We start from the raw sequence: 12,057 nt of genomic DNA, 5'->3' as shown, positions 1-12,057 counted from the left end.
ATGCTGAGCAACACTGAGATCGAAGCGCTGGAAGACATCCTGTTCGCAGAACCCTGGGGCGAGGAAGCCCTGGATTTCTTCGGCCTCCACGGGGTCGTCTGTGCCAGCGTGGTCGGTCCGGTGTCCCTGACAGCTGAGGACATCTTCCGCCTGGCAACGGGGATGGACCAGCTGCCATCCTCCGGCGTGCCTGAGGTGTTTTCCTCCGCCGTTACCAAGCTCGCCGACGCCATGCGCGGCGAGCTGACCATGGGACAACCGCCAGAACTGCCAGAACCGGAAGATGGCGACCCGATGAACGCGCTGGAGAACTGGTGCGCCGGCTTCGTCGACACCTTCCTGGAAAATGAGGAGCAATGGCTGACCGGCGATGAAGATGAGACCGCCAACCTGCTGGTTCCGATGATGGCTCTGTCAGGACTGTTCGATGATGAAGACTTCCGCAAGGCGCGGGAAAGCGACAAGCTCAGCCGCCAGATGGCGGACGCCATTCCTGACACACTCACCGACCTTTACCTGCTGTTCCACGCCCCGGAGTAAGTGACTCCGGGCCTTCCCCTACAATGGGGTACGAAATCCCTGCCAGACGGGCGTGAGCCCTGAAGGCAGGGTTTCAAACCGCCCCAATTCACACCAGCTTGCTCCCGGGAAATGGAAATCACTGCCCTGGGATGCCATCAGCTCACTACCTCGACATAATTCGGCCAGAAACGACAGATCGCCGCGTTGCTGCCCGGAGGTCGCCACTTCCATCGCCCGGCCACCGGCGCTCTGGAAATCCGCCACCAACTGGCGCAATTTACTGCCGGTCAAACCGTATTTACGGGGATGGGCCAGCACGGCAACCCCCCCGGCGTCGGTAATCCAGCCAACAATCTCCTCAAGCTCTGGCCAGAAAGCCTTGACGTCACCGGGCTTACCGTTGCCAAGATAGCGACTGAACGCCTGATTCATGTTCTTAACGACGCCTTGGGCGATCAGCGCCTTGGCAAAATGGGGACGACCAGGGACATCGCCTCCGGCCTGCTCGGTCGCCAGATCCAGCAGAGGTTCGGGTACTTTCCGCTCCAGACGCTCGGCAATCTTGTGGGCGCGACGCCAGCGGTTGTCGTGCTGAGCCTGTAAACGCGCAAGAAAGCGGCTGTCCTCGACATCAAAATCCAGCCCAACCACATGAATGGTTTGCCGGCGCCAGACGCAGGACAGCTCGATGCCATTAATCAGGGCCAGCCCGGCGTCAACCGCCCTCGACCGTGCCTCGGTGAGACCGTCGATGGTGTCGTGATCGGTAAGTGCCAAGTGGGTCACGCCCATCGCTGCTGCCCGATCAACAAGTTCCGAGGGCGTCAGAGTGCCATCAGAGGCAGTGCTGTGGCAGTGAAGATCAATGCAGAGGGAGGTCCCTTGGGGTATAGTCACGGCTACTCATCTGTTACAGGAATCCGTCGGCAGTGTACCAGCCACGGGAACGGCTGTATTGCCGTTTGGCCCGATCCAACCTGGCCAGCCCCTGCAATACTGGTTCACCTCTGCCGGGATGACACTCTGGAGACCCACATGTACTACGCCATCATCAGTGAAGATGTAGAGAACAGCCTGCCCCACCGAAAAACCGCCCGTCCGGCCCACCTGGCCCGCCTTGACGCACTGAAAGCAGAAGGCCGCCTGCTCATCGCCGGCCCCCACCCTGCCCTGGACACCGAGGACCCGGGTGACGCGGGCTTTACCGGCAGCCTGGTCATTGCCGAGTTCGAGTCACTGGAAGCCGCCCAGCAATGGGCCGATGCCGATCCCTACGTGGATGCCGGCGTTTACAGCAACGTCACCGTTAAACCATTCAAGCGCGTTCTGCCCTGACCGGGAGCGCATGAGCTTTTTGTAATCGGGCTCACCTTGATCCAAAGGTTAGCTATGACAAAATTACCGCTTTCATTCATCCCTCAGGAACTGACTCCAGTGAAGCTTATCCGCCTGCTCGCCTGCGCCTTTCTGCTCCTCGCCATCAACCTGCCCGCCCAGGCCAGAACCATGTACATCGACGACATGCTCATGGCGCCAGTACGCAGCGGTGAGGGCACCCAGTTCCGGATACTGCACCGGGGCCTGCGCAGTGGCACAGCGGTAGAGCTGCTGGAGACCAGCGACTCCGGCTACAGCCGGGTCCGCACCCGGGAGGGCATCGAAGGCTGGCTGCCAACCCGTTACCTGACCGACACCCCCATTGCCCGGGACCGCCTGGAGCGGGCCAACAAGGAACTGGAACAGGCCCGCAGCCGGCTGGAGACACTGCAGGCCGAGCTGACCCAGTTGAAGCAGGAACGCAATCAGCTGGCGTCATCAGAAAGCAACCTTGAGACCCGCGCCCAATCCCTCAGCGAAGAGCTGGCCAACATCAAGGCAATCTCCGCCAACGCCCTCAATCTGGAGAAGCGAAACCGCGAACTTCAGGAGGAGAACCAGCGCCTGCTCAACGACGTGGAAGTTCTCACCGCCGAGAAGGAGCGCCTGGAAACCAAGAGCGAATCTGATTTCATGCTGCTGGGCGCTGGCCTGGTATTGCTTGGGGTACTGCTGGCACTGATCATCCCGCTGCTGAAACCCAGCAAGAAAACCGATAACTGGGCCTGACAGGCTTCCTGAGGGCTGCCCGGCCGGTCTCACCACGGGCAGCCCGGAAAAAGCCGGGACCGAGCCGAGCCGAGCCAAAACACCACATATGGTGTGTAGCAACCCAAGCTAACACTAAATATTTGGCTTACAGGTCTCGTTATGACTATGCGTTCTTTGACGCTGGACGAAGTACATCTTATAACTACAAAAACAACGCGCTTGAGGTACCGTGATGTCTATGACCATGAAAGACTACTCAGAGAAACGTGACTTCCACCGCATGCAGGTGAACACGGAAATTCAGATCACAGACAGTTCAGGCCAGACCTACACGGCGATCTGCAGGGACCTGAGCGGCACGGGAATGCAGCTTTACGTGGAGCAGCCAATCGCCGAAGGGACAGAAATCCAGACCCTGATGCCCTCAACCAACGAACAGTTCCCTCCCTTTGAGACCATCTGCAAAGTCCTTCGCAGTACCCCTGAGGGCGAGGGCTTCTTGCTGGGCACCACCATCGTCAAGGTCAAACACTGATTCGGCAGTTGGAGCCGCGACTACCCTACAACGAAAAAGAGCGATCCGATGGATCGCTCTTTTTACAGGCTACCGGCGTGCAACTCAGATCAATCGACGTTCAGCGCTTGCTCTGACACGACGATGCCATTGTTGTCGGCGTAGATGTAGTGACCGGGATGGAAGGTCACGCCGCCAAAGGTCACCGGCACATTGAGATCGCCAATACCGCGTTTGTCGGTCTTTCGGGGGTGGGTGCCCAAAGCCTGAACACCCAGCTGGGTATCACCGATCACATCGACATCACGGATACAGCCGTAGATCACCAGCCCGGCCCAGCCGTTGCTTGCAGCCTTCTCCGCCAGCATATCTCCCAGTAGCGCGTTGCGCTTGGAGCCGCCACCGTCAACAACCATCACCCGGCCATTGCCAGGCAGACCGACCTGCTCCTTGACCACCGAGTTGTCTTCAAAGCATTTGACGGTAACGATTTCGCCACCAAAGGCGGAAACGCCACCAAAGTTCCGGAACCCAGGCTCGACGACCTGAATCTCCGGGTAATCATCACAAAGATCGGGTGTTACGATTGGCACCGTTCATCTCTCCTTCTAACTCTGCGTATAGACGATTCAAAGCCGCCCCAGCCATCGACATGATTGCCCGTCGACATGTGACCAGGGCGGCTCCTGAAGGTCGTTATATGCCGGGGTTCTGGTGCCCCGGTCAGTCAATCTTCTCATCAGCGAGGAAGAACCAGGTATCCAGCACCGAATCCGGGTTCAGGGAAACGGTATCGATGCCCTGATCCATCAGCCACTTGGCCAGGTCTGGATGATCCGAGGGGCCCTGACCACAGATTCCCACGTACTTGCCGGCCTTGCGGCAAGCCTGGATGGCATTGGACAGCAGCGCCTTGACGGCGTCGTTGCGCTCATCGAACAGGTGCGCCACGATGCCGGAATCCCGATCCAGCCCCAGTGTCAGCTGGGTCAGGTCGTTGGAGCCGATGGAGAAGCCATCGAAGTGCTCGAGGAACTGGTCTGCCAGCAGCGCATTGGCGGGAAGCTCACACATCATGATCACCCGCAGCCCATTCTCGCCACGCTTGAGGCCATTTTGTGACAGCAGCTCAACCACCTGCTGGGCTTCGCCAACGGTGCGCACGAACGGCACCATGATCTCGACGTTGGTGAACCCCATTTCATCACGGACTTTCTTCAGCGCCCGGCATTCCAGCTCAAAGCAGTCGCGGAAATTCTCTGAGATGTAACGGGATGCGCCCCGGAAGCCCAGCATCGGGTTCTCTTCGTCTGGCTCGTACAGCGTGCCGCCGATAAGGTTGGCGTACTCATTGGACTTGAAGTCTGACAGGCGCACGATCACCTTTTTCGGCGCGAAGGCTGCCGCCAGAGTGGAGATCCCCTCAACCAGTTTGTCGACGTAAAAATCCACCGGTGAGGTGTAACCGGAGATGCGCTTCTCGACCGTCTGGTGAATGTCCCGCGGCAGGCTGTCAAAGTTCAGCAGTGCCTTGGGATGTACCCCAATCATCCGGTTGATGATGAATTCCAGACGGGCAAGGCCAACACCCTCATTTGGCAGCGCCTGGAAGTCGAAGGCACGATCCGGGTTACCCACGTTCATCATGATCTTGAACGGGATGTTCGGCATGGAATCGACAGTGTTCTCGCGCAGCTCAAAGTCCAGGCTGCCCTCGTAGATCATGCCGGTATCGCCCTCGGCGCAGGACACGGTGACTTCCTGATCTTCCTTCAACACTTCGGTGGCGTCGCCACAACCCACAACCGCCGGAATACCCAGCTCGCGGGCAATAATGGCGGCGTGACAGGTACGGCCACCGCGATCCGTCACAATCGCGGATGCACGCTTCATCACCGGCTCCCAATCCGGGTCGGTCATGTCCGTCACCAGCACATCGCCCGCCTGAACCCGATCCATCTCGTTGATGCTGGTGATGACCTTGACCGGGCCGCTGCCGATCTTGTGGCCGATGCTGCGTCCCTCAACCAGAACCTTGCCCTGCTCTTTCAGCAGGTAACGTTCCATAACGTTGGCCGCCGCACGGCTCTTAACGGTCTCCGGACGGGCCTGAACAATGTAGATGCGACCGTCGTCACCGTCTTTGGCCCACTCGATATCCATCGGACGCTGGTAGTGCCGCTCAATGATCATGGCCTGCTTGGCCAGCTCGGACACTTCCTCGTCGGTGATGCAGAACAGGCCTCGCTGTTCCTGCTCGACTTTCACGGTATCCACGAAATGGTCGGAATCCGGGCCGGCGTAGACCATCTTGATGGCCTTGCTGCCAAGGTTACGACGCAGTACCGCAGGCCGGCCGGCCTCCAGGGTGGGCTTGTGGACATAGAATTCATCCGGGTTGACCGCACCCTGAACCACCGTTTCACCGAGACCGTAGGAGCCGGTCACAAACACCACGTCACGGAAACCGGATTCGGTGTCCAGGGTGAACATCACCCCCGCGGCGGCCGTTTCACTGCGAACCATCTTCTGGATGCCTGCCGACAGCGCAACAAGCTTGTGATCAAAGCCGTGATGTACCCGATAGGAGATCGCGCGGTCGTTGAACAGCGAGGCGAACACTTCCTTAACCGACGTTTTGACCTTGTCGAGGCCAACCACGTTGAGGAAGGTTTCCTGCTGACCGGCAAAGGAAGCGTCCGGCAGGTCTTCTGCCGTGGCCGAGGAACGCACCGCAACAGCCAGATTGTCGTTGCCGTTTCGCAGCTGGTCGTAGGCCGTTTCCAGGGCTTCTTCCAGTTGCGCCGGGAACGGCGTATCAATAACCCACTGTCGAATCTCGGCACCGACACGGGCGAGCTCGTTCACGTCATTGATATCGAGGGCATCCAGCGCGTTATCGATACGGTCCTTGAGACCGTCTTTGGCCAGAAATTCACGATAGGCATGGGCCGTGGTGGCAAATCCACCCGGAACGGTAACACCAGCGTTGGCGAGATTACTGATCATTTCACCGAGGGATGCATTCTTGCCCCCGACCCGGTCAACATCGGACATTCCCAGGTTTTCAAACCAGATAATGTAATCTTCCAAAACGCGTCTCCCATGAGTCTGAAAAGCAAAGAGCGCTGTCAGTCAGAACCGGGTCGCTCGTGGACTGTTACCCTGTAAGGCTCATCCAAGCGCTCGAACTTGCGGTGTATCATACTGTAACCTGAAGCGTTTACCTAGGGAGCTTCTTAAAAACTCCGTGTGGCATCCACGATGGGCTGAGCCGCGCAGAGGCGATACGGAGTGAATCAGAGGCTCCCTTGAACATCAGCCATCCGCTGCCCGACAGAAAGTGGCTGCAGCCGCCCGCCTCCCAGCGAGACAGTCTGGTCGGCCAGGTGCCGCACAACACGCTGATCATGCGTAAAAACGACGATCGCAACCTTCCCGGACCGCTTCAATTCATCCAACAGCATCAGGACCTGCTGGCATGATGCCATATCCAGCGCGGACGTGGGTTCATCGGCTACAAGGCAGCAAGGATTACCCACAAGGGCCCGCGCAATCACCAGACGCTGGGCTTCGCCACCGGACAGTGCGGCGGTCTTGCGTTGCAGGAACGCTTTTGCCGTTGGCAACCCTACCCGATCAAGAAGCGAGATCATTCGCTCAATACCAACGCCGGCACTTTTTGCCCGCAGAGAACCGCGCTTGTTATTTTCCAGCTGGAACGCCTCTGCAAGGACATCGCAAACACTGAAATGAGGCGCCAACGCCCTGTGAGGGTGCTGAGAGATCAACACCGGACGCAAGCTGCTCCGGCCAGCACCTTCCCGATGCAAAGGACTGCGCCAGGTGACTTTCCCTCTCCGAACCGGCTCAAACCCCGCCAGCAAGCGGGCCAAGGTCGATTTTCCGGAGCCACTTTTCCCTGTCACGACAAGACACGTACCGATCGGGACAAACAGGGAGATATCCTCGAGCACCGGCTGACCGTTGTACTCGTGGGATAGACCCAGGATCTCCAGACCTTCAGCAAGACGGCACGGTTCTTTTGATGAGTCAGGGTCTGGCGAGACACCATCACGGACCAGCTGATGGCAAGCCCGCCCCAAACCGGGCTCCGGAATAGCGGCCTGCGCACGTCCACCACACCAAGAGCCGGAAAACGTTGCTTCATGCCGGATGCCCAGGAGCTTACGGGTATAGTCATGCTCGGGACAGCCGAACACGGTTGCAACCGGCCCGACCTCAACCAGCCGGCCATTCCGGAGCACGCCAATGCGATCAGCGATCCTCCGGGCCAGATCCAGGTCATGGGTTATCAGCAGTTGGCATCGTTCATCACGGCCTTTGCCGAACGACTCGATTACACGCTCGCGATTGCCGTGATCCAACGACGCCGTCGGCTCATCAAGGATGAGATACCGCGGGTTGTTCGCCATTGCCAATGCGGCTAGCACGCGTTGGATTTCTCCGCCGCTCAGTCCTGACGGGTAGCGATGATGCAGGTCGGCAGGAATATGGTGTGCGGCACACAATGCATGTGCATCAGCGCACGTGCGACCACCGGCCTCCAGCAGCTCCTGAACGTGCTGGATGACGGTAAGGTTCGGGTTCAGGGCATCTGACAGTGCCTGGGGGAGCCAGCCGAGTTCACGGACGCGGAACGCCTGTACCTGCCGGGGGCGGGCTCTCAGAATCTCAAAACCATCAAACCGGATCGTACCTGACCAGCGGAAGCGGCCAGGTGCTCTGACACAACCACGCTGTTGGCGGGACGGCTGACCATGAAGCAGACCGGCCATCAAGCGTGCCAGACTGGTCTTGCCACCGCCGGACTCGCCCACCAAAGCCAGTGTTTCACCACGGTCAACCTGAAACGAGATATCCCTCAATACAAGGTTGTCGAACACCCGGAGGCAAAGACGCTCAACCCGAATCATGGGCCCACCGATGACCGCGCCATGGATTGCCGCTCTGCAATTTTGCCGAGGGAAAGAACCAGATACAGAAACATGGCCAGACACACAGCCGGCGGAACAAGCAACCAACGCCATGCATCACCGTAAAGATGATCCATCGCACCCTGCATCATGCCGCCCCAGGTCAGGAGGCGCGGGTCCGTCAGGCCCAGGAACGCCAGGCCCGCCGTTTTCATGACGGCATGGCGCGTTGCCTGAAGATACAGACTGACAAGCAATGGCCAAACAGCGGGAATCAGATGGTGAAGGGCACAGTGGAGCCAGCTCCCACCCTGATGCCTGACATACTGGACATTCTCCCGCGTCGACTCGCGCAGCACAGCAGCCCGGATAACGCGCACATCGTCCTGCCACGCGCTCAACCCGATGATCAGCACAATTCCCAGCATGCCCGGCTGCACCCAGGCGGCCACAAGCAGAAGGAAGAGTATCGCCGGGATGGTCTGAAACATGTCGACCATGCGCAGTATCCCTGCCCTCACCAGTGGTACTCCGACCGCGCTTGCCATTGCAAAGAACACGGCGATGGCCAAAGCCAGAAAAGCGGAGGTAAACGCAATGACAACCGTATTTGGCGCCGCCAAGAGCAACCCGGTCCACACATCCTGACCAACAGCATTGGTGCCAAGCCAATGCTGTGTGGACGGCGGCATCAACACATCGGTACTCGTCCGGTAAGGCTCGGAAGTGAACAGACCTGCGAACGTGACGGCCGACAGTAGTGCAATCAGCGCCGCCCACCATCTCCAATCGCCCTTCCGGTGACCGGCCTCCGACGCTCTAAAAGCCATGCATTACCCCCTGCGCGCGAGTACGCTGACGACGGCATCCAGCAACCAGTTCATCAGCAGCACGAAAGCGGCGAGCCACAGCACCGCTCCCTGTAGCAGGACATAGTCTCGATCCCCGATGGCGTCATAGATCAATCCACCGAGCCCGGGATAGGAAAACACGATTTCAACAAACACCACGGTACCAACGAGGCCAGTGACAGAGTCACTCAAACGCGCAAGCACAGCAGGCAGCAGGTTGCGACCGTAATAGTGGATGCGCTCGCGCAGGCCACCAAGACCGCGCGCCCGGGCATTGACGATAAACGGGCGCGACGACAGGCCAACGGCCTCACCGCGGCACAGAAAATAGAATCTGGCCACTTCATGCAACGCGAGGGACAGCATCGGCAAGACAGCATGCCAGGCAATGTCGATGGCTCGCTGCACCGCACCGTGTGGAGGCATGACAGACTGGGCGCCGGCCGGCGGCAATATCGGCCACATCACGCCGAATACCAGCACAAGCAGAATCGCCCAGGCAAAGGGAGGGACGCTCGACAGGCAGGTCATCAAGCCAGTTGCAATCAGGTCGAACGGACCGTGGGGACAGCGCCCGGCTTCGATGCCGGCGGTTACTCCGATGAGCAGGGCAATGGGCATCGCGCCCAAGATCAACAGCCCGGTCCACGGCAACGCATGTGCCAGCAACTGCGATACCGCCGCGCCATGTTGAATCGAATACCCCAGATTTCCCTGCAGGACGGCCGCCATATACCCCCCAAACTGATCAAGCCAGCTCCCTTCCAGGCCCATTGAGCGATAGAGCTGCTGTTCTTCGGCTGCGGTGAGTTCTCTCATCAGGTCGGATGAATGCAACAGTTCCACCGGGTCACCCGGCAACAGCCGGGGCAATGCAAAGGTCAGCGTCAGCAACAGTGAGAAAACCGCCAGTCGCGTCGCAAACCCGCGTAGCAGTCCGGGTATCTGAGCATGCCCGCACGCTTTCGACACGGCGGTTAACAGACTGAACGACACGCTATTGGCCCGCGAGAGAAGGCGAAGCCAGAAAGACTGACTTGGGCAACGCCAGCGGTATGCCGATGGCGACGCCGTCTGGCAGGTAGTAAGGATGAACCCGATTGCTATAGGCGGTCGCCAGGTAGGGGTTGGTGAGCATATAGGCGGGCAGCTCTTCTGCATAGAGCGTCTGAAATCTCGCCAGAAGGGCTTTTCGTTCCACCGCATCCGACGCTCTCGCCTGGGCATCCAGAACGGCCCCGATGTCGCCCTGGTGGTCGGGATAACGGTCGCTTCGCCAATTGTCACCAAGAACCCGGTCCCGTAATCCGTTTGGATCACCCATGGCGCTGCTGGAAGAGAGCCGCAGATCGTAATCACCGCTGGCGATTCGCTCTTGCAGCGCACCGCGCTCGAGAACGCGGAGGGCAATACCAATGCCAAGCCTTTCCAACTGGTCGGCGATGACCGTCGCCATCTGGGCATGTCGTTTGTCAGTGATCAGGCGCAACTGAACAGGACGCCCGCCTGCCTGCCAGACTCCGTCGTCGGATTGCCAGCCCGACGTTTCGAAAAGCACGGCTGCTTGCTCAGGGTCAAAGGCGTAATTGCGATGGCGGCTTTGCACCGAAAACCACGGCGAGCCTCGCTGCAAGTGCCCGGTTTCTGCGATCACCGCGTCACCACGGTGTACGATCTTCACCAGTGCCTGCCGATCAATGCCATAGGCGATCCCCCGGCGCAGGTTTCTGTCACCCATCGAACCACCGCTGTTGAATACCAGGCGTACGGGGTGATTTCCCAGCGCCGTTACCACGTTCAACCCCTGCTTTTTGGCATACTCGACCCGGTCCATGGGCAAGTCTGAAACGATGTCCACCTCGTCGGCCCGCATTGCCTCAATCGCGCGATCCGGAGCCATGCGAACCAGAGCCAGTTGCTCATACCGGGGAGCGCCATCGTAGTAATCCCTGTTGCGCTGAAGCAGGTAACGGCCCTGCACCTTGTCATAACTGATCATTCTGTAAGGCCCGCTTCCGGTCGCGGCGTCTAATCCGGTGAAGCGCTCGGGCCTCGCCTGATCGGCGTAAACGTGTTCAGGCAGTATCGGTAAGGCCATCAGTGTATGGGACAGAAAGCTCGCGTCCCGCTGCTTCAGCGTCAGATGAATCTGCGTGTCAGAGATCACGGTAACCGATGCAATCCCCTCTACAGTCGCAAAGGGGTATGGGTGGGATGACAGGTAGGAGAATGTGAAAGCAACATCGGCCGCCGTCACCGGCACGCCATCATGCCAGTGCGCGTTCTGCCGGAGTCTGATGTCGTAGGCGAGGCCACCATCCAACTCCTGCCAGGATTCAGCCAGTGCCGGAGCGACCTTGCCATGGGCATCTTGCCCCACCAGGCTGTCAAACACATAGCTGGTGTAGAGGTAGCCGAGACCATTACGACGATGCGCAAAAGGCGCAAGCAACCCCTGATCGCCATCCGCTTGGGTGATCACGAGCACATGTTCTCCAGCAGAGGCCAGTGTTGCATCAGGCTGATCAGCCAACATAACGACCATGGCAACAACAAAGCCTCCCAGTCCACCAATACCAAGGAGCGCGTTCCGGCCCGTCGACATTACTGCTCAACCTCCTCGTTACAAAGACAGGTCGAGACACAGCCCCCTTCCCAGCCGATGCGCGCATCGTCAATACGATCGTCAGACGGTACATAGGGCTTGAGGTCCAGGAGCAATGTGCCGTCGAGGCAATCAAGCCCACTGACCCGCAAGCGGTTGCCATCCCGCTCCAGCAACCTGACGATACTGAGCGCCACCGGGTTGGGACGATTCGGCGAGCGACTTGCAAATACGCCCCGGCGCAGGGACTCGCCAGGCCTAACCGTACGCATCAGCACAGTCCGGTCCGCCTGTTCGAACCAGTAAAGTACGATCAAGTGCGTTGCGAGCTGGATGTTTGTCAGGGCCTCTTCCAACTCTGGCCTTACTTCAATCAGGCTCTCATCACTGTTGAGTCGGCTTGAGGCCACACACTCACTGAGCGCATCGGCGTTCGTGCTGATTTTACCGATCGCAGTCAGTTTGATGACGGTATCTTGGCTGTTGGCAGACATAGCGGGTTCTCCTGGATGTGGTCATAAATACGTTTAATGGTCAGCA

The 12,057-nt window shown here is 59.1% G+C and carries 12 protein-coding genes; 4 read left to right on the top strand and 8 right to left on the bottom strand.

The window, feature by feature from the left end; translation table 11 throughout:
- Window positions 1-540, top strand: coding sequence for a YecA family protein (locus J2887_RS08645; protein ID WP_227175568.1), 540 nt, complete (start codon window positions 1-3; stop codon window positions 538-540).
- Window positions 541-558: 18 nt separating this feature from the next.
- On the opposite strand, the gene J2887_RS08640 is transcribed toward J2887_RS08645, so the two are convergent.
- Window positions 559-1,419, bottom strand: coding sequence for a PHP domain-containing protein (locus J2887_RS08640; RefSeq protein WP_227175567.1), 861 nt, complete (start codon window positions 1,417-1,419; stop codon window positions 559-561).
- 138 nt (window positions 1,420-1,557) lie between these two features.
- Between J2887_RS08640 and J2887_RS08635 the strand changes: the two genes are divergently transcribed.
- From J2887_RS08635 to J2887_RS08625, 3 genes are all read left to right on the top strand, one after another.
- Window positions 1,558-1,857, top strand: a complete 300-nt coding sequence (locus J2887_RS08635) for a YciI family protein (RefSeq protein WP_227175566.1) — start codon at window positions 1,558-1,560, stop codon at window positions 1,855-1,857.
- 99 nt (window positions 1,858-1,956) lie between these two features.
- Window positions 1,957-2,628, top strand: coding sequence for a TIGR04211 family SH3 domain-containing protein (locus J2887_RS08630; protein WP_316973642.1), 672 nt, complete (start codon window positions 1,957-1,959; stop codon window positions 2,626-2,628).
- 220 nt (window positions 2,629-2,848) lie between these two features.
- Window positions 2,849-3,145, top strand: coding sequence for a PilZ domain-containing protein (locus J2887_RS08625; RefSeq protein ID WP_316973641.1), 297 nt, complete (start codon window positions 2,849-2,851; stop codon window positions 3,143-3,145).
- A gap of 89 nt (window positions 3,146-3,234) precedes the next feature.
- Here J2887_RS08625 and rraA read toward each other — a convergent pair whose 3' ends face one another.
- From rraA to tsaA, 7 genes are all read right to left on the bottom strand, one after another.
- Entirely contained in the window at window positions 3,235-3,717 is a 483-nt protein-coding gene (gene rraA / locus J2887_RS08620) for a ribonuclease E activity regulator RraA (RefSeq protein ID WP_227175565.1), read from the bottom strand.
- Between the two features lie 130 nt (window positions 3,718-3,847).
- Window positions 3,848-6,181 (bottom strand): phosphoenolpyruvate synthase, encoded by a 2,334-nt coding sequence (ppsA, locus tag J2887_RS08615; RefSeq protein ID WP_394373280.1) that lies wholly within the window; start codon window positions 6,179-6,181, stop codon window positions 3,848-3,850.
- Window positions 6,182-6,423: 242 nt separating this feature from the next.
- A complete protein-coding gene (locus J2887_RS08610; protein ID WP_227175563.1) occupies window positions 6,424-8,061 on the bottom strand; it encodes an ABC transporter ATP-binding protein in 1,638 nt (545 codons plus the stop codon).
- A complete protein-coding gene (locus tag J2887_RS08605; protein ID WP_227175562.1) occupies window positions 8,058-8,891 on the bottom strand; it encodes an ABC transporter permease in 834 nt (277 codons plus the stop codon). The genes J2887_RS08610 and J2887_RS08605 overlap by 4 nt, the downstream gene beginning before the upstream one ends.
- A gap of 3 nt (window positions 8,892-8,894) precedes the next feature.
- On the bottom strand, window positions 8,895-9,806 hold the full coding sequence (locus J2887_RS08600; protein WP_227175561.1) for an ABC transporter permease: 912 nt from the start codon (window positions 9,804-9,806) through the stop codon (window positions 8,895-8,897).
- A gap of 103 nt (window positions 9,807-9,909) precedes the next feature.
- A complete protein-coding gene (locus J2887_RS08595; RefSeq protein WP_227175560.1) occupies window positions 9,910-11,517 on the bottom strand; it encodes an ABC transporter substrate-binding protein in 1,608 nt (535 codons plus the stop codon).
- Window positions 11,517-12,011: a tRNA (N6-threonylcarbamoyladenosine(37)-N6)-methyltransferase TrmO gene (tsaA, locus tag J2887_RS08590; RefSeq protein WP_227175559.1), complete on the bottom strand. Its 495-nt coding sequence runs from the start codon at window positions 12,009-12,011 to the stop codon at window positions 11,517-11,519. The genes J2887_RS08595 and tsaA overlap by 1 nt, the downstream gene beginning before the upstream one ends.
- Window positions 12,012-12,057 lie beyond the last annotated feature (46 nt).

This window comes from Marinobacter sp. CA1 (assembly GCF_020546665.1).
Classification (GTDB): Bacteria; Pseudomonadota; Gammaproteobacteria; order Pseudomonadales; family Oleiphilaceae; genus Marinobacter; species Marinobacter xestospongiae.
The sequence above is the reverse complement of the archived record's forward strand: the minus strand, read 5'-3'. Positions and strand labels throughout refer to the sequence as shown.